This is a genomic window from Ruegeria sp. AK11 (assembly GCF_056541095.1).
In genome coordinates this window covers 113,168-140,129 of record NZ_JBQFXU010000004.1, presented here as the reverse complement: position 1 = coordinate 140,129, position 26,962 = coordinate 113,168, and the positions used below count along the sequence as shown (strand labels likewise).

The following is a 26,962-nucleotide window of genomic DNA, read 5'->3' as shown; positions in this document are numbered from 1 at the left end:
GTTGCGCCCTGTTTGCTGCGGTGCGGCAATTTTGGGCTTGAACTTTCCGGTAAAAAATGCCCCATTCCGCGCAACTTTATTTCAATGGGAGTGGTCCATGGATCCTCGTCAGCGCCCCTATCGTTCGGTTCTCTATATCCCTGGGTCCCGGGAGAGGGCTTTGGAAAAGGCCCGCATTCTGCCGGTAGATGCAATCATCTTCGATCTGGAAGATGCGGTCGCGGCCGACGAAAAGGACAATGCGCGCGAAACGCTTAAGGCGGCCTTGGCTGCCGGAGGTTACGAGTCACGCGTCAAGATTGTCCGGATAAACGGGTTGGACACCGAATGGGGCCGTGCGGATGCCGAGGCTGCGCGCGAAATGGATGCCGACGTAGTCCTGTTGCCTAAAGTGAATTCGGCGGCTGACGTGGATGCGCTGGCTGCGATCACCGGAGATTTGCCGATCTGGGCCATGATGGAAACCCCGCGTGGAATTCTGAACGCGGCAGAAATTGCCGCGCATCCGCTGATGGCCGGATTCGTGATGGGAACAAATGATCTGGCGAAAGAGTTGCAAACCCGCTTCCGCCCAGATCGCCTGCCTATGATGTCCTCGTTAGGGCTGTGCTTGCTGGCCGCCAAGGCCGAAGGGCTGATTATCATCGACGGCGTTTACAACGCCTTCAAGGATGTCGAAGGTCTGGCTTTCGAATGTGCGCAGGGCCGCGATATGGGCTTTGATGGCAAAACGCTGATCCACCCGGCCCAGGTCGAAGTGGCAAATACCGCCTTCGCGCCATCGGAGGATGAGATCGACCTGGCTCGCCGCCAGATCTCGGCTTTTGAAGAGACCGAAGCCCTTGGCCAAGGGGTCGCCGTTGTTGATGGCAAGATTGTTGAAAATCTGCACGTTGTAACTGCCCGCGAAATTCTGGCAAAAGCAGAGGCGATATTAGCTTTGCAAGCGGGGTAGGCCAGCATGGGCTTTGTTCTTCTGATCTTGGGTGTGGCGCTGTGGTGGGGGGCGCATCTGTTCAAACGTGTGGCACCTGAACGCCGCGCCGCAATGGGTGACGCGGGTAAAGGCGCTGTTGCCCTGGCTTTGGTCGCGTCGATCCTACTGATGATCTTCGGGTATCGCATGACCGACTTCATCCATGTTTGGGCGCCGCCAACCTTTCTGGTTCACGTCAACAACCTGTTGGTTTTGATCGCGATTTATATGATGAGCCCTGCGGGCACAAAAGGCCGGCTGCTGAACAAGCTGCGCCACCCGATGCTGGGCGGGTTCAAGCTGTGGGCTTTTGCGCACCTGTTGGTGAACGGCGATCTGGCCTCGATCATTCTGTTTGGTGGCCTTCTGGCCTGGGCGGTGGTCGAAGTCATTGTAATCAACAAGTCTGAACCCGAGTGGACCCCGGCAGAGCCTGGCACTTACGGCAAGGATGCGATGTTCTTCGTGGCTTCGATCGTTCTGATGGGAATTATCGGATACATCCACGGGCTGGTTGGCCCATCTCCGTTCGGCTCATAAGGATTTGATTTGATGTCGAAACTTTATCGCTTGCTGACCGAAGAAGACACTTCGGCCTTCTGTCACAAGGTGTCCGACGCCCTGTCAAAGGGATGGGAGCTGTATGGCGACCCGGCTTACGCCTTTGATGCCAACGGCAACGTAATGCGTTGTGCGCAGGCCGTGACCAAAGAGGCCGAGGCCGACTATTCCCCCGACATGAAACTGGGACAGCAGTAATGGCGAAAACAAATCCGGGCCGATTTTTCGAGGACTATTCTGTAGGGCAGGTGTTGCAGCATGCAGTACCTCGCACCGTGACCGAGGGAGAGCGCGGCTTGTATCACGCGCTTTATCCCGCACGTCATGCGCTTTACTCTTCGGACGAATTTGCCCGGGACTGTGGGTTGCCGGAAAGCCCGATTGATGATCTGGCCGCGTTCCACATTGTGTTCGGCAAAACCGTGCCTGACATTTCCTTGAACGCGGTTGCCAATCTTGGCTATGCCGAAGGCCGTTGGCTGAAGCCCGTTTATGCTGGCGATACGCTGCGATCCGTATCAGAGGTTATCGGCCTGAAGCAGAATTCCAACGGAAAAACCGGTGTTGTCTGGGTTCGTACCCGCGGGTTGAACCAATTGGACGAGGTGGTTCTTGAATATGTGCGCTGGGTCATGGTGCGCAAGGCAAACATGGATGCACCCGCGCCCGAGACGGTTGTTCCTGATTTGAAGGCTGTACTTGATCCGCAGGACCTGACCGTGCCGGAAGGGCTCGATTTTGCAAACTATGATTTTGCCCTCGCGGGCGAGGCGCATCGCTGGGGCGATTATAAGATCGGTGAAACCATCGATCATGTGGATGGTGTCACCGTCGAAGAGGCCGAACATATGCTGGCCACACGTCTGTGGCAGAACACCGCCAAGGTGCATTACGACCTGACGTTCCGTCCGGAAGGCAGGCTCATTTATGGTGGGCATGTAATCTCGATGGCGCGGACATTGTCCTTCAATGGCCTTGCAAATGCGCAGATGATTGTCGGCTTGAATGGTGGTGCCCATGCTAACCCGTGTTTTGCGGGTGATACGATCAAGGCGTGGTCCGAAGTTCTGGACAAAGCGGAAACCGGGGTTGCCGGCATAGGCGCTGTGCGATTGCGTCTGGTCGCGACCAAGGGCGGTGATCCGTTCAAGCTGAAAAACGAAGAAGGGCGTTACCTGCCAGACGTTCTGCTGGATCTCGATTATTGGGCTTTGATGCCCAAATAGGTGATCTGACGGATATGTGACGCCACGGCTTGCAAGGCGTGATAGGTTTGCACAATGAACCTGCTACGCGCAATATTGGCCAGCGTCACTCTGGCACCGGCGGCTCAGGCCTGCGATCTGGCCTTGGCTTTAGCCGTGGATGTTTCTGGTTCAGTCGATAGCAGCGAATATCGCATTCAGATGGATGGGTTGGCCGCAGGTTTGCGCGACCCGATCGTGTCCGAGGCGCTGGTGCGGGGGCAGGCGCGGCTGATGCTGGTGCAGTGGACCGGCTCATCGCGCCAGCGGATCACTATTCCTTGGACCCGTATCGATAGCTTTGCCACGCTGGATCAGTTTTCAGACCAGGTCGCCGCCGATCCGCGCATCTGGCGGAATTTTTCGACGGCAATCGGCGAGGCGCTTCAAATGACCCTGAGTTCATTCGATTCGGTTTCAGACTGCCGACGGCACCTGATAGACCTGTCAGGGGACGGTGTGTCCAATGAAGGGATTGAGCCGACGCGGGTACATGCGGCCCTGCGCGCCGAGGGGATCGTTGTCAACGCGCTGGCTATTGAGGAAAGCGAACCGGATCTGACGGCGTATTTCTTTGAGAATGTCATCGTGGGCGAAGGTGCTTTTGTCGTTTCCGCCACCGGGTTCGCGGATTACCCGGAACGAATTCGCCGAAAACTGCTGCGCGAAGTGACGCAGCAAACAGCAGACCTGAAATGACGGCTTGAGAGATTCGTGATCACATCTCTTTGGCCTTGAAAACGCTAACATTGACAGCGCGGAAAGTGATATGTGATCACGAGATTATTTTGTGTGATCACATATTCGAATTATCCGTGTAATTGAGCGCAATTTGATGGTTTTTGCACTCGCAGCACGTGACAGTGTCGCAAAAACCAGTAAAACGTTCGGTAGCCAACCGAAAAGGAGCCGCCATGGCCGATGTAAATCGGGGCAATCGCCCACTTTCGCCGCATCTGTCGATTTATCGCCCGCAGTTGACGTCGATCACGTCCATCCTGACGCGCATCACCGGCAACGCCCTTCTGCTCGCAGCTCTGTTGATCGTCTGGTGGTTTCTGGCCGCAGCAACTTCGCCCGAGGCGTTTGCGGTAGCGAATGGGGTAATAACCTCGATGCTTGGAGACCTTGTGATGGCGCTATCCGTTTGGGGGCTTTGGTATCACACGTTGGCCGGTGTGCGGCACCTGATCTGGGACAACGCGGTTGGTCTGGACCTTCCGACGGCGACCAAGCTGGGTTGGGCCGTTGTCATCGGATCGGTCGTCTTGACCCTTCTGACCCTTGTCCTCGTCGCGTGATTGGAGGCCTGACATGCGTTATCTGACCGACCGCAAACGTGCCGCTGGACTTGGCTCGGCGAAATCCGGCACTGCCCATTTCTGGGCGATGAAAGTCAGCTCGGTTGCTTTGCTGATCCTTGTGCCGTTGTTTGTATTTACATTTGGTCCGATCCTGGGCCAGCCATTCGAGGTCGTTCTCGACTACTACTCGCGACCTTTCCCTGCCATCGTAGCAGCACTGACGCTGGCGGTTGGCTTCAAACACTTCGCGGACGGTGCGCAGGTGATGCTTGAAGACTATGTTCACGGCACGCTTGAAAAGGTCCTGATCATTCTGTTGACCTGCCTGTCCTACGGCGCAGCAGCGGCTGGTATCTTCGCCATCGCGCGCATTGCCCTCTAATTCCCGGAGCTGAAAGAAATGGCTGCATACGAATACGAAACGCATGAATATGACGTGGTCGTTGTCGGCGCCGGTGGGGCCGGTTTGCGGGCGACGCTGGGTATGGCGGAACAGGGTCTGCGCACGGCCTGTGTGACCAAGGTTTTCCCAACCCGTTCGCACACCGTGGCGGCTCAGGGAGGAATCGCCGCGTCGTTGTCAAACATGGGCCCCGACCATTGGCAGTGGCATATGTACGACACTGTGAAAGGCTCGGATTGGCTGGGCGACACTGATGCGATGGAATACCTCGCGCGGGAAGCGCCCAAGGCTGTTTACGAACTGGAGCACTATGGCGTTCCGTTCAGCCGAACCGAAGAGGGTAAGATCTATCAACGCCCGTTTGGTGGTCACACCACTGAATTCGGCGAAGGCCCGGCAGTACAGCGCACCTGTGCCGCTGCGGACAGGACCGGCCACGCGATCCTTCATACGCTCTATGGCCAGTCGCTGAAGAACAATGCTGAGTTTTATATCGAGTACTTCGCTATCGACCTGATCATGTCCGATGACGGTCAGTGTCAGGGTGTTGTCTGCTGGAAGCTGGACGATGGCACGATGCATGTCTTCAATGCCAAGATGGTTGTGCTGGCGACCGGCGGGTATGGCCGCGCCTATTTCAGCGCGACCTCGGCCCATACCTGCACCGGTGACGGTGGCGGTATGGTGGCCCGCGCGGGCTTGGCGCTGCAGGATATGGAATTCGTCCAGTTCCACCCGACCGGCATCTACGGTTCGGGCTGCCTGATCACCGAAGGTGCGCGTGGTGAGGGTGGTTACCTGACCAACTCGGAAGGTGAACGGTTCATGGAGCGGTATGCGCCCCAGTACAAGGACCTGGCACCGCGCGATTACGTCTCGCGTTCGATGACCTTGGAAATCCGCGAAGGTCGTGGTGTCGGTGCGGAGGGGGATCATATTCACCTGAACCTCAGTCACCTGCCAGCCGAGGCTTTGGCAGAACGTCTGCCCGGCATCTCGGAAAGCGCCAAGATCTTTGCCGGCGTGGATGTCACCAAGGAACCGATCCCGGTTCTGCCAACCGTGCATTACAACATGGGCGGTATCCCCACAAACTATTGGGGTGAAGTTCTGAACCCAACGGCCGAGAACCCGACAGCTGTGGTGCCGGGCCTGATGGCAGTGGGCGAGGCCGGTTGCGCCTCGGTCCACGGCGCGAACCGCTTGGGCTCGAACTCGCTGATTGACCTTGTGGTCTTTGGCCGCGCGGCGGCGATCCGGGCAGGCAAAGTCGTGGATGCGGAAGCTGCGAACCCAGTTCTGAACCAGGCATCGGTCGACAAGGCCTTTGATCGGTTCGACGCGGTGCGCAATGCCAGCGGTTCCATCCCGACCGCCGAGTTGCGGCTTGAGATGCAGAAAACCATGCAAGCGGATGCTGCCGTATTCCGTACCGCCAAGACCATGGCCGAAGGCGTCGAGAAGATGACGGCAATCGCTGCCAAGATGGACGATCTGAAAGTCACCGACCGGTCGCTGGTCTGGAACAGTGACCTGATGGAAACGCTGGAATTGACCAACCTGATGCCCAACGCGCTGGCCACGATCGTCGGCGCAGAGGCGCGCAAGGAATCCCGTGGTGCCCACGCGCACGAGGATTTCTCTGCACGTGATGACGAAAATTGGCGCGTCCATACGGTTAGCCGGGTCGAAGGCAACCAGGTCGAGCTTAGCTATCGTCCCGTGATCGTCGATCCGCTGACGACCGAAGACGAAGGTGGCATCAGCCTGAAGAAAATCGCGCCCAAGGCACGTACGTTCTAAAAGGCTCGGACAGCAGGCAATGGTGAGCAAGCGCCAAATACCCACGAAGACCGCAACGGCCATTGGCCAAGGGTCGGTCCGTGTCCGGTGTTTGTCATGACGGTCGAGGTCCTGCAATCCGGTTCAGGCGATCCCAAGATCATCCTGATCGGGCTGAACCGCTGTGCGACGACCTCGTTTCACAGGCTGTTTCAGAAAAGCGGGATACCGTCGGTTCATTGGGAAGATGACCAGGGTCGAAATCTTGCGCACCGCATGCTGACCAACATTGCAATGGGGCGACGACCACTGGACGGGTTCGGAGCGGTGCGGGCCTTCACTGACATCGCTTTTGTCAGTTCGCGCTTCATGTTGGACGGGGCGCGTTTCTTCCGTGAATTGCATGCAGCTTACCCGAATGCCTATTTCTTGCTGAACACGAGGGACAGGGATGACTGGATAGCTTCGCGCGCCAACCATTCCGGTGGCGGGTATCTGGATCGGTGCTGCAAAGCCAATGGGCAGAGTGCGGATGAAGTGAAACACGGCTGGGCGCATATGTATGATGTGCACCATGCCGAGGTAGAGACCTATTTCGACGGCAACTCGCGATTCCTGCGCTTTGATATCGACTGTGATGATCCGCAGTGCGTTGCGGACTGGCTCGCGCCGGATTTTGACGTGAACATCGCCCATTGGGGGCATTATAACCGAGGGGCGTCCCAGCGCGCCCGGACAGGCTGAAAGGCGGCCTTGTGCTGAATGGAGAATTGACATGGTTCAACTGACCCTGCCCAAAAATTCCCGGATTACGACCGGCAAGACCTGGCCCAAGCCGGATGGCGCGACCAATGTGCGCAAGTTCCAGATCTATCGCTGGAACCCGGATGATGGTCAGAACCCCCGTGTCGATACCTACTTTGTCGATATGGACACGTGCGGGCCGATGGTTTTGGACGCGCTGATCAAGATCAAGAACGAAATCGACCCGACCCTGACATTTCGCCGATCATGCCGTGAAGGCATCTGCGGCTCGTGCGCGATGAATATCGACGGGATCAACACACTGGCCTGTATCTATGGCATGGATGAGATCAAGGGCGACGTGAAAATCTATCCGCTGCCGCATATGCCTGTGGTCAAAGATCTGATCCCTGATCTGACCCATTTTTATGCCCAGCATGCGTCGATCATGCCGTGGCTGGAAACCAAGACCAACCGCCCTGCAAAGGAGTGGAAGCAGTCGATCGAAGACCGGAAAAAGCTGGATGGTCTCTATGAGTGTGTGATGTGCGCCAGCTGCTCGACCTCGTGCCCGAGCTATTGGTGGAATGGCGATCGGTATCTTGGCCCCGCTGCTCTGTTGCACGCATACCGCTGGATCATCGACAGCCGGGATGAGGCCACGGGTGAGCGCCTGGACGAGTTGGAAGATCCGTTCAAGCTTTATCGCTGCCACACCATCATGAATTGCGCCAAGACCTGTCCCAAAGGTCTGAACCCGGCCAAGGCGATTGCCGAGATTAAAAAGATGATGGTCGAACGCGCGGTATAATCACCTGCACCGAATTGCGGCAAACGCATGTCGATCTTGCAAAATAAGGCGATGTAGCCCCGGCTGCATTGCCTTATTTTTCGCTCAGGGAGGAGTGATGAGTTTAAGTCAGGATCACTCCAATGAATGCAAACACATCCAAACAAAAAATCGACACTAAAGAAGCGCTGAAACTGCTGGAGCAGGCATGGGCCTACTACACGCCGGAACCGGTTAAAGCCGACAAAGAGCCCGAGCTGTTCGAATACGCAAACGCGGCCTGATCCAATACGACAGCCCTTGAAAAACTTCGGTCAATCGGCAAAGCAGAGGAATGCCTGTTCTTCTGCTTTTGTTGGCCGCCGGAGTGTTCGCCTATTTTTTCTGGCGGTCGCGCCATTCCACGCTGACACGGGATTGTCGTTGGCGACAGGACAGACGCCATGGCATCTGGCGGTGTAGCTTTTGTGGAGCGGCAGTCGCTGCGCCGGACCAACCTATGCGCTGTCTTAAGGCAAGTGATGGTTGAGAATAGGGCTTTTCGCGAGCCATAGAATCCGCCACTCTGCACGCCATGACCGGTTCTGAGAATACTGCCCGCCCCCCAGAAGATGCCGAAGCCCGTCGTTCGGTCGCCCCTGTCATTTGTTATCCGAACGATGCCTTGCCGCGACCAGATTTGCCCTGGATCAGATCTGTACGCCAACGGGCAGTCCAAACCGGCGAAGTCCTGGTTCCTCCGCGTGAGGCGCGCTGTTTTGATGTACCTGCCGGGCATTTCTTTCGTATCACATCGGTTGAAGGACCGCAGGTTGGCGATTTGAACCTGTGGAACCGCAATGATTTGTCCGAGCGCTTTTATTCCGGAAAAACGCGGGCTCTGCATGGCACGCACCTGACCACCGGAGAGCGGATGTGGTCCAGTTTCCCACATCTGCGGCCGATGGCCACGATCATAGCGGATACACTGGAATGGTACGGGATCGATACCCATGGGGGGTCGGTTCATGACGTGATTGGCACGCGTTGTGATCCATATACGGGCAATTTGCTGTCCGGCACGCAGTATCATCATTGCTGCCATTCCAACCTGACCCGCGCGTTGGCGGATCATCTGAATATCCCGATGGATGAGGCCGAACCCGCGGTGCACGACGTTCTGAACGTCTTCATGTGTACTGGTTTCACTCGGGATACTGGTCAGTATTTCATGAAAGCATCGCCCGTTCGCCCCGGCGACTATCTGGAATTCTTTGCCGAAATCGATCTGCTTGGCAATCTCAGCGCCTGTCCGGGTGGGGATTGCTCGTCCGAGCATTCCTCGGACACCGCCGCGTGTTATCCCTTGTTGGTCGAAACATTTGCCGCGACGGTCACAGACCTGGATGGCTGGGAAAGCCCGGCGCGCAATGGCTATGATCGCACGCACGGGCGTTAGGATCGGCGGGCACCCACCTTACTGCTAGTTGCCCGGGAATGCGGCCTGTAGCGCGATTTCCACCATGTCTCCAAAGCTGCTTTCACGTTCCGAGGATGGCAGAGCCTCTCCCGTCAGAAGGTGATCGGAAACGGTGAGAACTGCCAGAGCACGACATTTGTGGCGCGCTGCCAGGATATAGAGCTCGGCCGCCTCCATTTCGACGCCGAGAATCCCGTGACGCACCATCTGTTCGTTCAGGTCCGGGCGCTCATCATAGAAAACGTCCGAAGAATAAATCCCACCGACATGGGTAGGGGTTCCTTTGGCAGCCGCCACCTTCGCGGCCGCCTGCAACAAGCTCCAATCGGCGCAGGGCGCAAAATTCAGTTCTTTCATGATACCGCGTGACGGCGTACTCAGCGTCGTCGAAGTCATTGCCAGAATGACGTCTCGAATTTTGACACTGTCCTGCATTCCGCCACACGACCCAATTCGGATCAGGGTTTTTGCACCGTAATCGCGAATTAACTCGTTTACGTAAATGGAGAGCGAGGGCATTCCCATGCCGCTACCCTGTATCGTTACAGGATTTCCCTTCCAATTTCCGGTAAACCCAAGCATTCCCCGGACGTTATTGACCTGTTTCACATCGTCCAAAAACGTCTCGGCTGCCCATTTCGCCCGATAAGGATCTCCGGGTAATAGGACAGTGTCTGCAATTTCGCCTTTTTCAGCGCCGATATGAATTGTCATTGTTTTGATCCGCCCTGATCAGATTTCAAGATCGGAGATATCGGTACCCGCCTGCAACGCATCGTGCACCCATTTCGGCTTGCGGCCGCGACCTGTCCAGGTTTGTTCCGGATTGCCAGGATTGCGGTATTTTTCTTTTGTTTTCTTTTGCTTGGATGCGCGGGGTGCATCGCCTGAAAGTTCGGACAGCGAATACCCGAATTCTGCGGCAGCTTTTTCTGCGGCTTTCAAAGCCTCACGGCGCTCGCGTTTTTCCGCTCCTACCAAGGCTTTTTCGACATCGTCGCGCAATGCCAAAAGGTCTTTGCGCGACATCTGTTCAAGATTGAACCCCATCATTCATCTCCAAAGGATATATTTTACGGTACACTTGAGCGCGCACCGTAATTCTAGCGAATGGTTTATTCCATCCCAAATATCCAAAGCGAAGAAACGGGGAATTAAGGTTCTAAAACCTCAGTTACTCGGCTGCGAGGTTTTTGGGGTCAACCAGCGTTACAATATCGCTCATGATCGCATTAAGTTCAAAGTTTTTGGGGGTGTAAACCTTGGCTACACCCATGGCTTTCAATTTTGCGGCATCTTCATCCGGAATAATTCCGCCGACAACCACGGGAATGTGAGACAGGCCAGCCTTTTGCAGCCGATCCATTACATCTTCGACCAAAGGCAGATGGCTACCGGACAGGATCGACAACCCGATGACATGTGCGTCATCATCGCGGGCTGAGGTGACAATTTCTTCCGGGGTCAGCCGGATACCCTCATAGCTGATATCCATGCCGCAGTCGCGGGCACGGAACGCGATTTGTTCGGCGCCGTTGGAATGGCCGTCCAACCCCGGTTTTCCAACCAGGAATTTCAGGCGCCGTCCCAGTTTGTCGCTGACGGCATCAACCGCCGCGCGCAGGTCCTCCAACCCTTCGGTCTTGTTCGAGACCGAACCGGAAACGCCGGTCGGGCCACGATAAGTGCCGAAAACCTTGCGCATCTCTTCGGCCCACTCCCCGGTTGTCACACCCGCCTTGGCAGCGGCAATGGACGGCTCCATGACGTTCGCTCCTGTCTGAGCCGCCTGGCGCAACGCGGACAAGGTCGCTGTAACAGCCGCTTCGTCGCGCTCAGCCCGCCACGCGTTCAGGCGGTCGATCTGTTCCTGTTCTACCGCAGGATCAACGACCATGATGCCGCCATCTTCGGTCTGAAGGGGCGAAGCCTCGCCTTCCATCCATTTGTTCACGCCGACGACCACAGTTTCGTTGCGTTCGATCCGGTTCAGACGTTCAGCGTTGGAATCCACAAGGCGGGATTTCATATACTCGATTGATGCAACCGCACCGCCCATCGCATCCAGATTCGCAAGCTCTGCCCGCGCGCCTGCTTTCAATTCTTCGACCTTGCCATCAACGGCAGGGTTGCCATCGAACAGGTCATCGAATTCCAACAGGTCAGTTTCATAGGCCAGAATCTGCTGCATCCGCATGGACCATTGCTGGTCCCAGGGGCGTGGCAGGCCAAGCGCCTCGTTCCAGGCAGGCAACTGCACCGCACGGGCGCGTGCATTCTTCGACAGGGTTACGGCCAGCATCTCGATCAGGATGCGGTAGACATTGTTCTCAGGTTGTTGCTCGGTCAGCCCCAGAGAGTTCACCTGCACACCATAGCGGAAGCGGCGGAACTTTGGGTTCTCGACACCATATCGCTGTTGCAGGATTTCGTCCCAAAGATCGACAAATGCGCGCATTTTGCACATTTCAGTGACAAAGCGGATACCAGCATTCACAAAAAAGGAAATCCGGCCGCAAAGCGCGGGGAAATCCTCGGCAGGTACTCGTGGGCGCAATTCGTCCAGCACGGCGATGGCTGTTGCCAGCGCATAAGCAAGTTCTTGTTCCGGTGTCGCGCCAGCCTCTTGCAAATGATAGGAACACACATTCATCGGGTTCCACTTGGGGACATTGGAATAGCAATACTCGGCCACGTCCGCGATCATCTTCAGCGACGGTTTTGGCGGACAGACATAAGTGCCCCGGCTCAGATACTCCTTGATCAGGTCGTTCTGGACTGTGCCCTGCAACTTGGAAATGTCAGCGCCTTGTTCCTCGGCTGCGGCGATGTAAAGGGCAAGCAACCAAGGGGCGGTCGCGTTGATCGTCATTGACGTGTTCATCTGTTCCAGCGGAATCTGATCGAACAAAACCCGCATATCGCCCAGATGGCAGACGGGCACCCCGACCTTGCCAACTTCGCCACGTGCCAACGTGTGGTCACTGTCATATCCGGTCTGGGTGGGCAGATCGAAGGCTACCGAAAGACCGGTTTGCCCTTTGGCGAGGTTGCCACGATATAGCGCGTTCGAGGCCTTGGCGGTAGAATGACCGGCATAGGTCCGGATGAGCCAGGGGCGATCTTTCTGCATCTGCGTCATGAAGGGGCCTCGCGTTTCGGTGGGCAATAAAATTACGTCTATGGGTTCTAAAGCGCAATTTTCGGGACAAGTCAATTCGCTGCGTTGCGGCATCCTGCAATTGTTCAGATTGTGAGCAGCTGCGATTGGTGGCAAGGTGCGGCCATGACGCAAACCGTGGAACTTCCGCTTTGGCTTTTTGTGCTGATCGTGGTCTTTGCCATGGTTACTTTCGCTTCGCATTTCCTGTTCCCGTCAGTCCGATGGTTCTTCCGCCGCCGGTTGGAACGTGCCGTGGCGCGTTTGAACCAGCGCTTGCAACGTCCGATCCAACCGTTCAAGCTGGCTCGTCGGCACGACATGATTCAACGGCTGATTTATGATCCACAGGTCGGTAAAGCGGTCCAGCATCACGCCCTTGAAACCGGAATACCCGAAGCCGTCGCGTCCGAGCAGGCACGCCGCTATGCCCGCGAAATCGTGCCGTCCTTTTCCGCCTTCGCCTATTTCAGTTTTGCGATCCGTTTGGCCCGGCTGCTAAGCAACACGTTCTACGAGGTGCGGCTTAGCTACGAAGACGAAGACGCGGTCAGGACCATCGACCCTGATGCAACCGTTGTTTTTGTGATGAACCACAGAAGCAACATGGACTATGTGTTGGTTACATATCTGGCGGCCCCGCACTCTGCTTTATCCTACGCGGTAGGAGAATGGGCTCGGGTTTGGCCGCTCAGCCGGTTGATCCGTGCAATGGGGGCCTACTTTATCCGGCGCAAGTCAGGCAGCGAGCTCTACCGGCAGGTTTTGTCCACCTATGTGCGCCATGCGACCGAAGCCGGTGTGACGCAAGCCATGTTTCCAGAAGGTGGTTTAAGCCTGACAGGAGCGCTCGCCCGCCCAAAGCTTGGATTGCTCAAGTACATAATGGATGGGACGACGTCGCAGGGGCGTGATGTTGTATTCGTTCCCGTCGCTTTGAATTATGACCGTGTGCTTGAAGACACTATTCTTACCCGTGCGGCACTGGGAAAAGAGCGTCGTTTTCGAGCCCGGATCGGTGTCATCGCGCGATGGATTTTCAAGCAGTTCTGGCGGCGAGTGATCGGGCGCTACAAGCGGTTTGGGCTGGCATCGGTCCGGTACGGAATGCCGATTTCCCTGAAAGAGTTCCGGGCCGAAGGCAGTGACGACATGATGACCGATCTGGCGCGCACATTGATGCAGCGTATCCAGAACGCGATCCCGTTGGTTCCGGCCCCTGCGGCCTGTTTGCTGATACGTGACAATGGGCCGATGGCGGAACAGGATCTGCGGTCCTCTATTCAGACGATGATGGAACGCGACGGTAAGCAGACCCAAGACAATGCGCCGGCCATATCAAGCGCTTTGGACCAGTTGATTGAACGACGGATTCTCAAGCGGCAGGGAGATATTCTTTCTGCATCTGGGCAACGCGGTGATCTGCTGGAGTATTATGCAGCATCTGTACCGGTTTCCGCGCGCCCCTCAAATTCTGCGTCTGCAAAATAATTTCTGCAACTGCTGGGTCATAAAATTACAATATTGCATCAAAAACGGTTGCAATATTTCGCTATGGCCAATATTTCATCTGATAAAGCGCGCGATTCTGCGTCGCGGCAAAAGTATTGGAAAAGGAGGCCAGCATGGCTTTGGACACCGAAACCGGTATCGCGTCGTATGAGGCACCCGAAAAAGACCTCTATGAAATGGGTGAGATCCCTCCGATGGGATATGTCCCGAAACAAATGTACGCCTGGGCCATCCGAAAGGAACGCCATGGCGAGCCAAACACTGCGATGCAGCAGGAAGTGGTCGATGTACCCACGCTGGACAGCAATGAGGTGCTTGTTCTGGTGATGGCTGCAGGCGTTAATTACAACGGTGTCTGGGCTGCACTGGGCCAGCCGATCAGCCCCTTTGATGGCCACAAGGCACCGTACCATGTCGCGGGCTCTGATGCATCGGGTATCGTCTGGGCCGTTGGTGACAAGGTCAAGCGGTGGAAGGTTGGCGACGAAGTTGTCATCCACTGCAACCAGGACGATGGCGACGACGAAGAATGCAACGGCGGCGACCCAATGTATTCGACCAGCCAGCGGATCTGGGGCTATGAAACACCTGACGGCTCATTCAGCCAGTTCACACGCGTGCAGGCTCAGCAGTTGATGCCGCGCCCCAAGCACCTGACTTGGGAAGAAGCGGCCTGCTACACGCTGACACTCGCGACAGCTTATCGTATGCTGTTTGGTCACGAACCGCATGACCTGAAACCGGGTCAGAACGTTCTGGTCTGGGGTGCCTCGGGCGGTCTGGGATCTTATGCAATCCAGTTGATCAACACAGCCGGGGCAAACGCGATCGGGGTGATCTCGGACGAAAGCAAGCGTGATTTCGTCATGGGTCTGGGCGCAAAGGGGGTTCTGAACCGCCGCGACTTTAATTGCTGGGGTCAACTGCCCACGGTCAATACGCCCGAATACGCCGAGTGGTTCAAAGAGGCCCGCAAATTCGGCAAGGCAATCTGGGACATCACCGGCAAGGGCAACAATGTCGACATGGTGTTCGAGCATCCGGGCGAGAGCACCTTCCCGGTCTCGACTTTCGTGGTGAAAAAAGGCGGCATGGTTGTGATTTGTGCGGGGACGTCCGGGTTCAACTGCACATTCGATGTGCGTTACATGTGGATGCACCAGAAACGCCTGCAGGGTTCGCATTTTGCCCATCTGAAACAGGCGGCGGCGGCGAACAAGCTGATGGTCGAGCGCCGCCTGGATCCCTGTATGTCCGAGGTGTTTGCCTGGAACGACCTACCGGAAGCACATATGAAAATGCTGCGGAATGAACACAAGCCGGGCAACATGTCTGTGCTTGTTCAGGCGCCGCGTACCGGGCTGCGCACTCTCGAAGAAGTTTTGGACGCAGGCTGATAAAGTTAAGGACGTTAGACAAAAACCACCCGCGAATCGCACTGCCGGTTCGCGGGTGGTTTGCTGTTTGCAGACCTTTTTCATGGTTTCAAATGCTTGCGATTCTTACTCCCGCTATTTTTGGGGAGTAGAAACCGGTGAATAGGTCGAAAAAGATCATACATGTTATGGTTGTGTTAACGCTTCGTTAACTGTTTCAGAGAGACCCTGATGGCGCAAAATGAGTGGATATTGGACGTACTATCGGACCTCAATGCGTTCGCCGTTGCGAATGGGTTGAGCGCGCTTGCAGAACAGCTTGATGATACAAGACTGATTGCCGCGGCCGAGATTGCGTCCCTGAAGAACGAGGCACGGGCGCCCGCGGATGGGAACGAAAACCGATTTGGGTCAAATCCTGCAGGATTTGGAAAACACCAGCACGCTTGAAGAGCTCAGCATCGTTGCCGAGTGTCTGCGAGACACTTTGAAGGTCGCACATCTGACATATCATTGGGTTGACGGCGCGGGGGACCAATACGGCTATACGACCTACTCAGACGCCTGGGACGAACGATACAGGGAAAAAAACTATCATCGTATCGACCCTGTAATTCTGGGGTGTTTCCAGCGATTTCACCCAGTTGACTGGAAGTCTCTGGACTGGTCCAGCAAGGTGGCCAAATCATTCCTTCAGGATGCCCACGACCATGGGGTCGGCAATCAGGGATACTCGATCCCGATCCGAGGGCCAAACGGTCAGTTCGCTCTTTTTACCGTTAACCACAGCTGCGACGATCAAACCTGGCAGACCTTTATCTCGACCTACGGGCGTGAGTTGATTCTTGTTGCGCACTACATCAACCGCAAAGCGCTGGAGTTTGAAAAGGACAGGCAACCGGATGCCACGCGCGGCCTGTCACCCCGTGAAATCGACGCCATTACCCTTTTGGCACTGGGTTACAGCCGTGCTCAGGTGGCGCATTCCCTGTCGATTTCCGAACACACGCTACGCGTTTACATTGAAAGCGCCCGGTCGAAACTCGGAGCCCTTAACACGACCCACGCAATCGCAACGGCACTCAGCCGGGGATTAATAGTCGTTTAAGGCCAGAGCGTCCTCAAAACGCAATATTAACCACGACTCTGTACCCCCTTCGTTCCTGCACAGGACGACAAGGGGAAAAGTCATGTTGCGTTATCTATATGCCGATGAGTTACACAGATTTCCGACTCTGGCTGAGGGGATGTTCAAGGATCGCGCAGATCAGTTCAAAACCCGGTTGGGGTGGGATGTCCATGTCAACAAAAAAGGAGAAGAGCGGGATGAGTACGACGACCTCAACCCGCTTTATGTCATCTGGGAAGAACCGGATGGCAGCCATGGCGGGTCGATGCGGGTATTGCCGACAACAGGCCGGGTAATGATCAATGACGTGTTTGGGCATCTCAACGGCGGCAAGCCGATTTGCAGCCCGCTGATCTGGGAGGTGACCCGGTTCTGCCTGTCCCGCACAGCCAGCCCGCACACTGCCGGGGCCATCATGCTAAGCGGGGGCGAGATGATGGAAGGCTTTGGCCTGACGCATATTGCCGGTGTTTTTGATGCCCGTATGATCCGGATCTATCGTCTGATCGGGTCGTCCCCCAAGGTTCTTGGAACCCAAGGCAAAGGGCGTGACCAGATCTCGGTTGGGTTGTGGCCCTATTCAGCGGATGATTGCAACCGCGTGGCTGAACGGGCAGGGATCCCGCGTGAGCTTTCGCGCATGTGGTTCAAGGCGGCTTTCGGGCGATCCAAACTGCACCGATTTGCCTTGTCTGCCTAAGGACCGGAAAACGCAATTCCGCATCTGGTGATGGTTGGCGCGGCCCTGTAGGGTCGCGCCATGTCTTTGCCCAACGTGACCTTCTCAGATGATCAGGCCGCCGCGTATGACAGCATCGCCGAGATGCTGCGCTCAGCCGGTGTCGACCTCGAGGACGATGCCCTTCTGAAATTACCGGGGGCAAGGAAGTCTGGCGTGATGGCTGTCATCGGCAAGGCCGGGTCCGGCAAAACGTTGCTGCTGGCAGAACTATATAAGGCGCTGGCTGAGACCGGTGTTCAGGTCGTGTCCGGCGATTACGAAAGCCGCAAATCGAAAGACAAGCGCAGCCTTGCCATCCTGGCCCCGACGAACAAGGCTGCAAGCGTTCTGCGATTGCGCGGCGTGCCTGCGACCACGATTCACCGCATCCTTTATACGCCGGTCTATGACCCGGAATACGAGCGTATCGCCGAGTGGCTGGCCGGAAATGATGAGCGCCCCGAGATCGAAGGTCTGACAGACGAAGCTTTGGACCGTGCTGCTGCGTTTTATCGTAACAACAAATCGATCCCCGGTGCGCTGGCCGCAGCCGGATTGCGCGGTTCAGATTTCATAACCGGTTGGAAACGACGTGAGGAACCGCTGGATATCGGGTTTGTCGATGAGGCATCGATGCTGGATGATCGTCAGTTCGAGGACCTGAAAGAGATTTTCCCGACCCTTCTACTGTTCGGTGATCCCGCACAGCTGGCTCCAGTCAATCAGTCCGGCAGCATGGTGTTTGAAGCCTTGCCCGAACCGCGAAAGCTGACGCTTCAGCGGGTGCATCGGCAGGACGCGGATAACCCGATCCTGGATCTGGCGCACGCTCTTGCCGATCCGTCGATGGGATATGAAGAATTTGAGCGTCTGGTCGAAGACACTGCCCGGCGGGATGACAGGGTCGTTTGGGGGCAGCGGGTCGAAGTTGATCTGATGGCGCGCAGCCCGGTTCTCGTCTGGCGCAACGCCACGCGCATTCGTTTGATACAGGCGTTCAGGCAAGTTCATGGCGCACCGGATACAGAGCTTTTGGAAGGTGAGCCGCTGATCTGCGACGGGATCGAGTTGCCGTTGAAGCACCGCAAGAAGCGGTTGGATCTTGAGGCGCGCGGCCTGATCAAAGGAGCCCAGGTTGTTTATCTTGGTCCCGGTCGCAAACCGGGGTTTTCGCGCTTGCATGTGATGGGGGCCGAAGACCCACAGGTCAGCGCTGCGTCGATTGTCCAGATCGAAAAACCGGATGAGGAAGAGCCCTTCATTCCTTTTGCTGCCCGTATGGGGGCGACGTTTTTGCACGGGGCTGCGGTGACGATACATAAGGCACAAGGATCACAGTGGGACACGGTTCAGGTGTTTGCCCCTGACATTTACGCCGCGGCCCGTATGGGCCGTTCCGAGGCTGGGCAACCTTTGTGGAAGCGTTTGGCTTATGTTGCGATCACACGCGCACAAGAGCGTTTGATCTGGGTGGTCCGTAACCGGCTGTCGAAACCCACCCACCCGTTGCAGATTGATGATTTGCGCGCGGTCCCCGCAGTTTCACTCACACTGGAGACAGAAGAGACATGGGTTCCATCATCGTAACTGGTGCAAGCTCTGGCATAGGTCGGGCCACCGCCGAGCTTTTTCTGGTGCAGGGCTGGACGGTCGGGCTGCTGGCGCGCAGCGCGGACAAGCTGAATGCCCTCGCGCAGGAATACCCGGCGGCCATAGCATTACCCGCAGATGTGACCGACCCGGACGCCGTCAAACAGGCGTTCCACGCCTTCATGGATCGGACAGGGCGACTTGATGTTCTGTTTAACAACGCTGGTATTTTTGCCCGCGGCGGCACAGTCGACGAAATCGCGCTGGACGATTGGTATCAAACCGTCAACGTCAACCTGAACGGTATGTTTCTATGCGCGCGCGAGGCCTTTGGGATCATGCGTCATCAAAGCCCGCAGGGCGGGCGGATCATCAATAACGGCTCGATTGCTGCGCATGTTCCGCGCCCGAATTCTGTACATTATTCGGCGACCAAACATGCCATTACCGGGCTGACGCGCAGCCTTTCACTGGATGGGCGATCCTTTGGAATTGCATGTGGTCAGATCGATATCGGCAATGCACGCACGCAGATGGTTCAGGATCTGGTGGATGCGGCGCAGGCGGCAGGCCAGACGCCGGACCCAACCATGGCGGTTGAAGATGCCGCGCGTTCCGTTCTGCATATGGCCACCCTGCCGCCCGAGGCGAATGTGCAGTTCATGACGGTCATGGCCACGACCATGCCCTATATCGGCAGGGGGTGAGTGTCAGTTTTCCCGCAACAGTCGGAACGCTGTCGACGCGCCCCAACCCGCGGCAATTGCGATAACCAATGACATCAGCCCGTACCAAACGGGTTGCTGACGGGACATATTGTACAGAAACCGCTCCAACCCGACTTTGCGGACGTCGATTTTGGTTTCGTATTGCGATACAACCTCTCCTCCGCGGGTCAGGAAGATCCGAGCTGAGTAATCCCCTTCGGTCAGGTCCGCAGGCATGTCAATTGACGTCCGGAACAAGGTTTGTTCGTCCACGGCCACAGTGTTCTCGCGGATGGAATACAGCTGTTCAGATTCACGGATACGGATCACGGCATCTGCAAAATCCTGAGCACCACGGATGTGCATCGCCGCTCCGACCGACCGGATCGCGCGTTCGATCGAAATGCGGTGACGCAGGTCTTCGGTATCGGTCAGAATTTGATCCAACGGTTCGCTGGTGGCAACTGCGTAGAAACTTGGTGCCAGGTCGACCAGAACGCTATCGGTGTTTACCCAAATCCCAAGCTTTCGCTCTTTGCGGCGAACCGTTACGGGCTCGGACGGGCCTGCAACCGCTACAATAACCGCGACTGGTGGGCCTGGCGGAATGGGTGATTCCCGTTTGATGGCCCCGAAAATGAGGATCTCAGACCCGTCAAAGTCGGCAGTGATCGCAACACGATCCTGGCTGAGGCCCAGGACGACCTGCTCTTCATCGGCTGCGGCGGGCAGGCAGAACAGGCACAAAGCGGCAAAGACATAGCGCAGCATTCTTAATGCCCCCCGCTGTTGCCAAGCGAATAAAGCTCGGATGGTTCAAGAAGCAAATCAAGGGCCAGCTTGCCGCAGACGACCAGAACCAGCGCCGCCAACAGAACGCGTAGTTGTTCTGCCGGCATGCGCGAACCGATTACGGTTCCGATCTGGGCGCCAATGACGCCCCCGACCAGCAGCAAAACCGCCAGGACAATGTCCACTGTATAGTTGGTGGTCGCGTGCAGCATCGTGGTAAATGCGGTTACGAAGATGATCTGAAACAACGATGTGCCGACAACGACTTTCGTGGGCATTCCCAGCAGGTAAATCATCGCCGGGACCATGATGAAGCCGCCACCGACCCCCATAATCGCGGACAAGACCCCGACGCTTAGACCAACTACAACCGGTGGAATGACCGAGATATAAAGACCTGATGTGCGAAAGCGCATCTTGAAGGGCATCGAATGAACCCAGCCACGTTGGCGGCGCTTGGCTGGAGCTGCCCCGCCTTTCTTGGCTTTGCGCAGCGCCCTCAGGCTTTCGATGAACATCAGGCTGCCAATGATACCAAGGAAGACCACGTAACAAAGGGTTACCAGAAGGTCGACCTGGCCCAGGCTTTTTAGATAGTTAAAGACAACAACGCCCAATGCAGCCCCGACTAGACCGCCTGTCAACAAAACCGTACCCATCTTGAGGTCAACGGTCTTTCGTCGAAAATGGGCCAGCACCCCGGAAAAGGACGATGCAACAATCTGATTGGCCTCTGTCGCAACCGCAACAGCCGGTGGTATGCCAATGAAAAACAGCAGCGGCGTCATGAGAAACCCGCCGCCGACCCCGAACATCCCCGACAGAATTCCAACCATTCCACCCAGACCAAGGAGTAGAAATGCATTTACCGAGACTTCGGCTATGGGCAGGTAAATATGCATGATACCGTCACTTTGCTCTGGGTCTTGGCTTGCCTTCTATCAAACTCGAATTCAAGAGCGGTTATTGTCGCGTGGTACGGGGAAAACAACATCATACCCCTCCAGGCTCTGCCAGAGAAAAGATCTCCAACGGCGGCAATAGAAGGTCAAATCCGATCTTTCCGGCAACGCCCATGACCAGCAACGCCAACAAAATGCGCAGCTGTTCGGCTTTCAGACGTGCACCGATCTGCGTCCCCAATTGCGCGCCCAGAACGCCGCCAAGCAACAAGAACAGGGCAAGCACTATGTCGACGCTGAAATTTGTCGACGCATGTATCATGGTTGTGAAACCGGCGACGAAAATGATCTGGAACAGGGATGTCCCGATAACCACTTTGGTCGGAATGCCAAGAACATAGATCATCGCGGGTACCATGATGAACCCGCCGCCGACACCCATGATCGCCGACAGGATGCCAACACCAAACCCGACCAGTGCAGGTGGTATGACCGAGATGTACAGGCTTGATGCCCGAAACCGCATCTTGAAGGGCAGTGCGTGAACCCATGTACGCTGGCGTCGCTTGGGGGCAGGTTGATACCCGGACTTTCTGGCTTTTCGGATGGCGGCAAGGCTTTCAATGAACATCAGGGTTCCGATGGCCCCCAGAAACACGACATAACAAATCTGTACAGCCAGATCGACCTGTCCGAGATGCTTGAGAAAATTGAAAACCACCATACCCAGGGCCGCGCCAAACAACCCTCCGGTCAGCAGAACGCTTCCCATTTTCAGGTCCACGGTCTTGCGCCTGAGATGGGCCAACAATCCCGAAATGGAGGAAGCGACAACCTGATTGGCTGATGTCGCAACGGCAACCGCCGGGGGAATGCCGATAAAAAACAGCAGCGGAGTGATCAAAAATCCTCCGCCGACACCGAACATGCCAGATAAAACACCGACGACCCCACCGATCCCCAACAGCAGGAATGGGCTGACAGAAACTTCGGCTATGGGAAGGTATACGTGCATACCCTCTTAGAACGGTTGCGGCATGCAAAATCAACTCTGCATGCCGCCTTGCAGCGAACAGGACTGAAACTCCATTCGGAACTGGCCTTATCAGCGCTCTTTGATGTAGGGCTCTCCGCCTGCCCGTGGTGGCACGGCCTTGCCGACAAAACCGGCCAGAATAACAACTGTCAGGATATAGGGCAGGGCGTCCATCACCTGGACCGGAATCACTACGCCACCAAGATCGATGTTTTGGAACCGAAGTGCTACCGCCTGAAGCAGGCCAAACAGCAAACAGGCCCACATGGCGTGCCACGGGCGCCATTTGGCAAAGATCAAGGCGGCCAGCGCAATAAAGCCACGACCAGCGGTCATTTCCTTGACGAACCCCGCCTGCAAAGCCGTCGCCAGATAAGCGCCCGCGATACCACAAAGTACGCCACAGATCGCGACGGCTGCGAAGCGCAGGCCAACCACGGATACACCTGCCGTGTCGACGGCTGCCGGGTTTTCACCCACAGCCCGCAGGCGCAGGCCGAACCGTGTGCGGAAAAGCACCCACCACGTTGCTGGAACCATCAGGAATGCCACATAAACAAGGATCGAATGGCCCGAGAGCAGTTCGGAATAGATCGGGCCGACAATCGGAACCCCTCCAAGCGCATCGGCAAATGGAAAGTTGATAGGCTCGAACCGGCCGCCACCAAAGAGCGAGGGCGTTCGACCGCCCTGTTGGAACCAGCTTTGGGCGACAAGCACTGTCAGGCCCGAGGCGAGAAAGTTTATTGCGACACCCGAAATCAGCTGGTTGCCCCGGAAGGTTATCGATGCCAACCCGTGCAGCCCTGACAGCGCCAATGAGGATCCGATGCCTGCCAGCAAGCCCAGCCAGACTGAACCCGTAACCGCCGCGACAGCCGCAGAAAAGAACGCGGCCACCAGCATTTTGCCTTCCAGCCCGATGTCGAAAATGCCAGCCCGTTCCGAATACAGACCGGCCAAACAGGCCAGCAAAAGAGGCGTAGATAGGCGGATGGTCGAATCCAGAACCTGGATGAGGGTTACAAAGAAGTCCATTACTCTGCCCTCTTCCGCATACCAAGGAACAGTTTCTCAAGCGGCATCCGTACCATGTTGTCCAGCGCACCGGTGAACAGGATCACCAGCGCCTGAATGACCACGATCAGCTCGCGCGGGATCGATGCCCACAGTGCCAGCTCGGCCCCGCCCTGATACAGGAACCCGAACAAAAGCGCGGCCAGCAATACGCCGAAAGGATGTGAGCGCCCCATAAGGGCCACGGCAATCCCGATGAACCCAGCGCCTTCGGTCGAGTTCAGGACAAGGCGCTCCGCCTCGCCCATGACGTTATTGATGGCCATCAAACCTGCCAGCGCACCCGAGATCAGCATCGCAACAATAGTAATGCGAACCGGTGAGATACCGGCATAGACCGCGCCGGTTTCAGAGTGGCCATAAGCTCGGATTTCATAGCCCAGCCGGGTCCGCCAGATCAGCGCCCAGACGACGACACAGGCCAGCAACGCAATGAAGAATGTAATGTTTACCGGAGCCCCCCGGAACACCACGTTTTCTGCGGTCGAGAACATTGACTGGAAAGTTGGCAGATGGACGGTTTCGGGGAATCGCGCGGTTGCCGGGTCCTGCGACCCTTGCGGGCGCATGATGTTGACCAACATGTAGTTCAGAAAGGCAGCGGCAATGAAATTGAACATGATCGTGGTAATCACGATATGGCTGCCGCGCTTGGCCTGAAGGTAGGCTGGGATAGCGGCCCAAAACGCACCGAACAGCATTGATGCCGCGCAGGCCGCAAGCAATGCAATGCTCCAATGCGGCCAGTCGACGTACAGGCAAACCATGGCCACCCCAAGACCGCCCAACATCGCCTGACCTTCGCCACCAATGTTGAACAAGCGGGCGTGGAATGCGACGGCGACCGCAAGGCCGGTAAACATGAAGTTTGTCGCGTAATAGAGCGTATAGCCCCAGCCATAGGTTGACCCCAACGCGCCTGTAACCATCAGCTTAACAGCTTCGACGGGGTTTTCTCCGATGGCGAGGATGACTAGCGCAGACAGGAAAGCGGCCAGCAACAGACTGATCAGCGGGATCAGAACGACATCGGCCCATTTAGGCATTTTTTCCATCCTACGCGGCCTCTCCTGCAACACCGGCCATCAGCAGGCCAAGTTCTTTTTCATCTGTTTCGCTGGGCAGGCGTTCGCCCATGATATGCCCGTCGAACATCACTGCGATCCGGTCGGACAGCGAGAAGATCTCTTCCAACTCAACCGAAACCAGCAGGATCGCCTTGCCTTGGTCGCGCAGGGCAACGATCTGCTTGTGAATGAACTCGATCGCACCAATATCAACGCCACGTGTCGGCTGGCCGACCAGCAGCAGGTCAGGGTTTCGCTCGATTTCGCGGGCAACGACGATTTTCTGCTGGTTCCCGCCCGAAAAGCTCTTGGCGGCAAGCCAAGGATCCGGTGGCCGAACATCGAATTTCTCGATCTTGGCTTCGGTATCAGCGCGCAGCGCGGAATTGTCCATGAACAGGCCACGCTGATAAGCGGGGTCCCGGTGATAGCCAAAGGCCACGTTCTCCCACGCGTGGAAATCCATAATCAGGCCTTCGCGCTGACGGTCTTCGGGCACATGCGCGATGCGCTGTGCACGACGCGCCTGACCGTCTGATCCGGCACCGCTTAGTGCCAGCGGTTCGCCATTCAGCTTGATCGAGCCTTGTCCCGGACGCATCCCGCCCAGAACCTCTAGCAACTCCGACTGTCCATTGCCCGCCACACCGGCAATGCCAACGATCTCACCGGCACGAACGGTCAGGTCGATACCTTTAACCCGTTCAACACCAGCGGAATCAAAAACGCTCAGCTTTTCGATCTCAAGGATGGGTTTGCCCGGCGTCGCAGGCACCTTGTCGACTTGCAGCAAAACCTTGCGGCCTACCATCAGCTCGGCCAGTTCTTCCGGGCTGGTGTCCGAAGTTTTCACCGTAGCTGTCATCTGCCCACGGCGCATGACCGAAACGGTATCGGTGTTTTCCATGATTTCGCGCAGCTTGTGGGTGATCACAATGATCGTTTTCCCTTCGGCCCGCAGACGATCCAGGATACGGAACAGCTGGTCAGCTTCAGCCGGGGTCAGAACACCAGTCGGTTCATCCAGAATCAGAATCTCGGCCTTGCGATACAAAGCCTTCAAAATCTCGACGCGCTGCTGCATCCCCACACCGATCTCATCAATGCGTTTGTCGGGGTCAACGAACAGTTCGTATTCTTCTTCCAATTCTTTCAGTTCTTTACGCGCCTTGGCCAGAGACGGAGCCAGAAGGCCGCCATCTTCAGCACCCAGAACGATGTTTTCCAGAACCGTGAAATTCTCCACCAGCTTGAAATGCTGAAACACCATCCCGATGCCCGAGGCGATAGCCGCCTGGCTGTCAGGGATTTCGGTCTTTGTCCCGTTGATCCAAATTTCACCTTTGTCGGCTTTGTAAAAGCCGTAGAGGATGCTCATCAGCGTGGATTTGCCCGCACCGTTTTCACCGATAATCCCATGGATCGTACCGGGGGCGACGCTGATTGAGATGTCTTTGTTGGCCTGAACCGGCCCAAAGGATTTGGAAATCCCTTTGAGCTCAATGGCGGGGACGGTCATGTCTTACCCTCAACTGCCGAAAAGCCCATCCGGCAGGTGGCACGGATGGCAGAGTGGATGGCAGGGCGGGAGGGTTCCTTCCGCCCCGCGCGGTATCAGAACTGCAGTGCGGGGCAGCTGTCGTTCTCGTAATAGCTGACAACGGTGATATCGCCGTTGATGATGGCTTTGCGGGCTTCTTCCACCGCATCGTTCATTTGGGCCGAAACAAGTTCTTTGTTGTTATCGTCCATGGCGACGCCAACACCTTCCTCGGCCAGACCCATTGTGAACACGCCGGTTTCTACGGCGTCACCTGCTTTCATCGCGTCATACACCGCGACGTCCACACGCTTCAGCATCGACGTCAGGACCTTGCCCGGATGCAGGTGGTTCTGGTTGCTGTCCACGCCGATCGACAGGATGCCTTCGTCAGCTGCCGTTTGCAGAACGCCTACACCTGTACCACCAGCTGCGGCATAGATCACGTCAGCACCCTGGCTGATCTGTGCTTTTGTAAGTTCCGAACCTTTTACAGGATCGTTCCACGCCGCAGGGGTGGTGCCGGTCATGTTGGCGACAACATTGATGTCCGGGTTCACGGCTTTGGCGCCTTGTGCGTATCCGCAGCCAAAGTGGCGGATCAGCGGAATGTCCATACCGCCGATAAAGCCAACGGTGCCCGATTTCGATGCCATCGCTGCCATCATGCCAACCAGGTACGATCCTTCATGCTCGGCAAAGCCGATCTGGCGGATGTTGGGGATGTCCAACCAGTTCACGTCGACAGCCACGAATTTGGTTTCAGGATAGTCACCTGCAACGGCCGACAATGGATCAGCCATACCAAAGCCCATGGTGATGATCGGGTTTGCACCTGATTCTGCGAAACGGCGCAGAGCCTGTTCGCGCTGTGCTTCCGACTGGATCTCGATCTCGCGGTATTCGCCGCCGGTCTCATCGGCCCAACGCTGCGCGCCATTATATGCGGCTTCGTTGAAAGATTTGTCGAACTTGCCGCCCAGGTCAAAGATCAGCGCCGGTTCAGCGAAAGCTGCACCTGCGGTCAGAGCGACAGCAGCGGCAGCACCCATCAAGGATTTCATCAGGGTCATTTAAGTCTCCCATTTTT

28 protein-coding genes are annotated in these 26,962 nt (G+C 56.5%); 18 read left to right on the top strand and 10 right to left on the bottom strand.

Features of this window, described 5'->3' with window-relative positions; genetic code table 11:
- Nucleotides 1-97: 97 nt before the first annotated feature.
- The 12 genes from ACR0D9_RS12380 (at nt 98) to ACR0D9_RS12325 (ending at nt 9,242) form a co-directional block, all read left to right on the top strand.
- Nucleotides 98-955, top strand: coding sequence for an HpcH/HpaI aldolase/citrate lyase family protein (locus ACR0D9_RS12380; RefSeq protein WP_480538985.1), 858 nt, complete (start codon nt 98-100; stop codon nt 953-955).
- A gap of 6 nt (nt 956-961) precedes the next feature.
- Entirely contained in the window at nt 962-1,516 is a 555-nt protein-coding gene (locus tag ACR0D9_RS12375) for an NnrU family protein (protein ID WP_209506524.1), read from the top strand.
- Nucleotides 1,517-1,528: 12 nt separating this feature from the next.
- On the top strand, nt 1,529-1,735 hold the full coding sequence (locus ACR0D9_RS12370; protein WP_480538983.1) for a DUF1737 domain-containing protein: 207 nt from the start codon (nt 1,529-1,531) through the stop codon (nt 1,733-1,735).
- Entirely contained in the window at nt 1,735-2,763 is a 1,029-nt protein-coding gene (locus ACR0D9_RS12365; protein ID WP_480483154.1) for a MaoC family dehydratase, read from the top strand. Before ACR0D9_RS12370 ends, ACR0D9_RS12365 begins: the two co-directional genes overlap by 1 nt.
- A gap of 54 nt (nt 2,764-2,817) precedes the next feature.
- Nucleotides 2,818-3,480 carry a DUF1194 domain-containing protein gene (locus tag ACR0D9_RS12360; protein WP_480483156.1) on the top strand — a complete coding sequence of 221 codons (663 nt, stop codon included), beginning with the start codon at nt 2,818-2,820 and terminating at the stop codon, nt 3,478-3,480.
- A gap of 215 nt (nt 3,481-3,695) precedes the next feature.
- Nucleotides 3,696-4,082: a succinate dehydrogenase, cytochrome b556 subunit gene (sdhC, locus tag ACR0D9_RS12355; RefSeq protein WP_267363810.1), complete on the top strand. Its 387-nt coding sequence runs from the start codon at nt 3,696-3,698 to the stop codon at nt 4,080-4,082.
- A gap of 13 nt (nt 4,083-4,095) precedes the next feature.
- A complete protein-coding gene (gene sdhD, locus ACR0D9_RS12350; protein ID WP_267363812.1) occupies nt 4,096-4,467 on the top strand; it encodes a succinate dehydrogenase, hydrophobic membrane anchor protein in 372 nt (123 codons plus the stop codon).
- Between the two features lie 18 nt (nt 4,468-4,485).
- Nucleotides 4,486-6,291, top strand: a complete 1,806-nt coding sequence (gene sdhA / locus ACR0D9_RS12345; RefSeq protein ID WP_267363813.1) for a succinate dehydrogenase flavoprotein subunit — start codon at nt 4,486-4,488, stop codon at nt 6,289-6,291.
- Between the two features lie 96 nt (nt 6,292-6,387).
- Nucleotides 6,388-7,014, top strand: a complete 627-nt coding sequence (locus tag ACR0D9_RS12340; protein ID WP_480483160.1) for a sulfotransferase — start codon at nt 6,388-6,390, stop codon at nt 7,012-7,014.
- 31 nt (nt 7,015-7,045) lie between these two features.
- Nucleotides 7,046-7,825, top strand: coding sequence for a succinate dehydrogenase iron-sulfur subunit (locus ACR0D9_RS12335; protein WP_152456842.1), 780 nt, complete (start codon nt 7,046-7,048; stop codon nt 7,823-7,825).
- Between the two features lie 122 nt (nt 7,826-7,947).
- Entirely contained in the window at nt 7,948-8,088 is a 141-nt protein-coding gene (locus ACR0D9_RS12330; protein ID WP_480483162.1) for a hypothetical protein, read from the top strand.
- A 290-nt stretch (nt 8,089-8,378) separates the two neighbouring features.
- On the top strand, nt 8,379-9,242 hold the full coding sequence (locus ACR0D9_RS12325) for an urea carboxylase-associated family protein (RefSeq protein WP_480483164.1): 864 nt from the start codon (nt 8,379-8,381) through the stop codon (nt 9,240-9,242).
- 24 nt (nt 9,243-9,266) lie between these two features.
- Here ACR0D9_RS12325 and deoD read toward each other — a convergent pair whose 3' ends face one another.
- The 3 genes from deoD to ACR0D9_RS12310 all read right to left on the bottom strand — a co-directional run bounded on the left by deoD (nt 9,267) and on the right by ACR0D9_RS12310 (nt 12,498).
- Nucleotides 9,267-9,977, bottom strand: coding sequence for a purine-nucleoside phosphorylase (gene deoD, locus ACR0D9_RS12320; RefSeq protein WP_480486656.1), 711 nt, complete (start codon nt 9,975-9,977; stop codon nt 9,267-9,269).
- An 18-nt stretch (nt 9,978-9,995) separates the two neighbouring features.
- Nucleotides 9,996-10,313 (bottom strand): H-NS histone family protein, encoded by a 318-nt coding sequence (locus tag ACR0D9_RS12315; protein ID WP_480483168.1) that lies wholly within the window; start codon nt 10,311-10,313, stop codon nt 9,996-9,998.
- Between the two features lie 124 nt (nt 10,314-10,437).
- A complete protein-coding gene (locus ACR0D9_RS12310; RefSeq protein WP_480538981.1) occupies nt 10,438-12,498 on the bottom strand; it encodes a methylmalonyl-CoA mutase family protein in 2,061 nt (686 codons plus the stop codon).
- Nucleotides 12,499-12,549: 51 nt separating this feature from the next.
- On the opposite strand from ACR0D9_RS12310, the gene ACR0D9_RS12305 reads away from it, so the two are divergent.
- The 6 genes from ACR0D9_RS12305 (at nt 12,550) to ACR0D9_RS12280 (ending at nt 19,458) form a co-directional block, all read left to right on the top strand.
- Nucleotides 12,550-13,914: a 1-acyl-sn-glycerol-3-phosphate acyltransferase gene (locus ACR0D9_RS12305; RefSeq protein ID WP_480483172.1), complete on the top strand. Its 1,365-nt coding sequence runs from the start codon at nt 12,550-12,552 to the stop codon at nt 13,912-13,914.
- 134 nt (nt 13,915-14,048) lie between these two features.
- Nucleotides 14,049-15,332, top strand: coding sequence for a crotonyl-CoA carboxylase/reductase (gene ccrA / locus ACR0D9_RS12300; protein WP_480475116.1), 1,284 nt, complete (start codon nt 14,049-14,051; stop codon nt 15,330-15,332).
- A 367-nt stretch (nt 15,333-15,699) separates the two neighbouring features.
- A complete protein-coding gene (locus tag ACR0D9_RS12295; protein ID WP_209506490.1) occupies nt 15,700-16,419 on the top strand; it encodes a helix-turn-helix transcriptional regulator in 720 nt (239 codons plus the stop codon).
- A gap of 82 nt (nt 16,420-16,501) precedes the next feature.
- On the top strand, nt 16,502-17,140 hold the full coding sequence (locus ACR0D9_RS12290) for an acyl-homoserine-lactone synthase (RefSeq protein WP_480538979.1): 639 nt from the start codon (nt 16,502-16,504) through the stop codon (nt 17,138-17,140).
- Between the two features lie 60 nt (nt 17,141-17,200).
- A complete protein-coding gene (locus ACR0D9_RS12285; RefSeq protein ID WP_480538977.1) occupies nt 17,201-18,748 on the top strand; it encodes an ATP-dependent DNA helicase in 1,548 nt (515 codons plus the stop codon).
- The gene (locus ACR0D9_RS12280; protein WP_480486666.1) at nt 18,730-19,458 is read left to right on the top strand and encodes an SDR family oxidoreductase; all 729 of its coding nucleotides are present in this window, start codon (nt 18,730-18,732) and stop codon (nt 19,456-19,458) included. The genes ACR0D9_RS12285 and ACR0D9_RS12280 overlap by 19 nt, the downstream gene beginning before the upstream one ends.
- A 3-nt stretch (nt 19,459-19,461) precedes the next feature.
- On the opposite strand, the gene ACR0D9_RS12275 is transcribed toward ACR0D9_RS12280, so the two are convergent.
- The 7 genes from ACR0D9_RS12275 to ACR0D9_RS12245 form a co-directional block, all read right to left on the bottom strand.
- Nucleotides 19,462-20,229, bottom strand: a complete 768-nt coding sequence (locus tag ACR0D9_RS12275; RefSeq protein WP_480483180.1) for a TIGR02186 family protein — start codon at nt 20,227-20,229, stop codon at nt 19,462-19,464.
- Between the two features lie 2 nt (nt 20,230-20,231).
- Nucleotides 20,232-21,152: a sulfite exporter TauE/SafE family protein gene (locus ACR0D9_RS12270; protein WP_480475128.1), complete on the bottom strand. Its 921-nt coding sequence runs from the start codon at nt 21,150-21,152 to the stop codon at nt 20,232-20,234.
- Nucleotides 21,153-21,243: 91 nt separating this feature from the next.
- Entirely contained in the window at nt 21,244-22,167 is a 924-nt protein-coding gene (locus tag ACR0D9_RS12265; protein WP_480483182.1) for a sulfite exporter TauE/SafE family protein, read from the bottom strand.
- A 90-nt stretch (nt 22,168-22,257) separates the two neighbouring features.
- Complete coding sequence (locus ACR0D9_RS12260) at nt 22,258-23,226, bottom strand: ABC transporter permease (RefSeq protein WP_480475132.1); 969 nt, start codon at nt 23,224-23,226, stop codon at nt 22,258-22,260.
- On the bottom strand, nt 23,226-24,320 hold the full coding sequence (locus ACR0D9_RS12255; protein ID WP_480475134.1) for an ABC transporter permease: 1,095 nt from the start codon (nt 24,318-24,320) through the stop codon (nt 23,226-23,228). The genes ACR0D9_RS12260 and ACR0D9_RS12255 overlap by 1 nt, the downstream gene beginning before the upstream one ends.
- A 1-nt stretch (nt 24,321) precedes the next feature.
- Nucleotides 24,322-25,851: an ABC transporter ATP-binding protein gene (locus tag ACR0D9_RS12250; RefSeq protein WP_480475136.1), complete on the bottom strand. Its 1,530-nt coding sequence runs from the start codon at nt 25,849-25,851 to the stop codon at nt 24,322-24,324.
- A gap of 95 nt (nt 25,852-25,946) precedes the next feature.
- Nucleotides 25,947-26,945 carry a BMP family lipoprotein gene (locus ACR0D9_RS12245; RefSeq protein ID WP_480483186.1) on the bottom strand — a complete coding sequence of 333 codons (999 nt, stop codon included), beginning with the start codon at nt 26,943-26,945 and terminating at the stop codon, nt 25,947-25,949.
- Between the last annotated feature and the right edge of the window lie 17 nt (nt 26,946-26,962).

Excerpts from the sequence above, each read along its gene's own strand:
- ACR0D9_RS12365 (WP_480483154.1), top strand. The coding sequence starts at position 1,735 with ATGGCGAAAACAAATCCGGGCCGATTTTTCGAGGACTATTCTGTAGGG.
- ACR0D9_RS12340 (WP_480483160.1), top strand. The coding sequence starts at position 6,388 with ATGACGGTCGAGGTCCTGCAATCCGGTTCAGGCGATCCCAAGATCATC.
- ACR0D9_RS12370 (WP_480538983.1), top strand. The coding sequence starts at position 1,529 with ATGTCGAAACTTTATCGCTTGCTGACCGAAGAAGACACTTCGGCCTTC.
- deoD (WP_480486656.1), bottom strand. The coding sequence starts at position 9,977 with ATGACAATTCATATCGGCGCTGAAAAAGGCGAAATTGCAGACACTGTC.
- ACR0D9_RS12295 (WP_209506490.1), top strand. The coding sequence starts at position 15,700 with ATGGGAACGAAAACCGATTTGGGTCAAATCCTGCAGGATTTGGAAAAC.
- ACR0D9_RS12310 (WP_480538981.1), bottom strand. The coding sequence starts at position 12,498 with ATGCCGCAACGCAGCGAATTGACTTGTCCCGAAAATTGCGCTTTAGAA.
- ACR0D9_RS12280 (WP_480486666.1), top strand. The coding sequence starts at position 18,730 with ATGGGTTCCATCATCGTAACTGGTGCAAGCTCTGGCATAGGTCGGGCC.
- ACR0D9_RS12275 (WP_480483180.1), bottom strand. The coding sequence starts at position 20,229 with ATGCTGCGCTATGTCTTTGCCGCTTTGTGCCTGTTCTGCCTGCCCGCC.
- ACR0D9_RS12315 (WP_480483168.1), bottom strand. The coding sequence starts at position 10,313 with ATGGGGTTCAATCTTGAACAGATGTCGCGCAAAGACCTTTTGGCATTG.
- ACR0D9_RS12330 (WP_480483162.1), top strand. The coding sequence starts at position 7,948 with ATGAATGCAAACACATCCAAACAAAAAATCGACACTAAAGAAGCGCTG.
- ACR0D9_RS12380 (WP_480538985.1), top strand. The coding sequence starts at position 98 with ATGGATCCTCGTCAGCGCCCCTATCGTTCGGTTCTCTATATCCCTGGG.
- ACR0D9_RS12305 (WP_480483172.1), top strand. The coding sequence starts at position 12,550 with ATGACGCAAACCGTGGAACTTCCGCTTTGGCTTTTTGTGCTGATCGTG.
- ACR0D9_RS12290 (WP_480538979.1), top strand. The coding sequence starts at position 16,502 with ATGTTGCGTTATCTATATGCCGATGAGTTACACAGATTTCCGACTCTG.
- ACR0D9_RS12265 (WP_480483182.1), bottom strand. The coding sequence starts at position 22,167 with ATGCACGTATACCTTCCCATAGCCGAAGTTTCTGTCAGCCCATTCCTG.
- ACR0D9_RS12285 (WP_480538977.1), top strand. The coding sequence starts at position 17,201 with ATGTCTTTGCCCAACGTGACCTTCTCAGATGATCAGGCCGCCGCGTAT.
- ACR0D9_RS12360 (WP_480483156.1), top strand. The coding sequence starts at position 2,818 with ATGAACCTGCTACGCGCAATATTGGCCAGCGTCACTCTGGCACCGGCG.
- ACR0D9_RS12250 (WP_480475136.1), bottom strand. The coding sequence starts at position 25,851 with ATGACCGTCCCCGCCATTGAGCTCAAAGGGATTTCCAAATCCTTTGGG.
- sdhA (WP_267363813.1), top strand. The coding sequence starts at position 4,486 with ATGGCTGCATACGAATACGAAACGCATGAATATGACGTGGTCGTTGTC.
- sdhC (WP_267363810.1), top strand. The coding sequence starts at position 3,696 with ATGGCCGATGTAAATCGGGGCAATCGCCCACTTTCGCCGCATCTGTCG.
- ccrA (WP_480475116.1), top strand. The coding sequence starts at position 14,049 with ATGGCTTTGGACACCGAAACCGGTATCGCGTCGTATGAGGCACCCGAA.
- ACR0D9_RS12260 (WP_480475132.1), bottom strand. The coding sequence starts at position 23,226 with ATGGACTTCTTTGTAACCCTCATCCAGGTTCTGGATTCGACCATCCGC.
- ACR0D9_RS12245 (WP_480483186.1), bottom strand. The coding sequence starts at position 26,945 with ATGACCCTGATGAAATCCTTGATGGGTGCTGCCGCTGCTGTCGCTCTG.
- ACR0D9_RS12255 (WP_480475134.1), bottom strand. The coding sequence starts at position 24,320 with ATGGAAAAAATGCCTAAATGGGCCGATGTCGTTCTGATCCCGCTGATC.
- sdhD (WP_267363812.1), top strand. The coding sequence starts at position 4,096 with ATGCGTTATCTGACCGACCGCAAACGTGCCGCTGGACTTGGCTCGGCG.
- ACR0D9_RS12325 (WP_480483164.1), top strand. The coding sequence starts at position 8,379 with ATGACCGGTTCTGAGAATACTGCCCGCCCCCCAGAAGATGCCGAAGCC.
- ACR0D9_RS12270 (WP_480475128.1), bottom strand. The coding sequence starts at position 21,152 with ATGCATATTTACCTGCCCATAGCCGAAGTCTCGGTAAATGCATTTCTA.
- ACR0D9_RS12375 (WP_209506524.1), top strand. The coding sequence starts at position 962 with ATGGGCTTTGTTCTTCTGATCTTGGGTGTGGCGCTGTGGTGGGGGGCG.
- ACR0D9_RS12335 (WP_152456842.1), top strand. The coding sequence starts at position 7,046 with ATGGTTCAACTGACCCTGCCCAAAAATTCCCGGATTACGACCGGCAAG.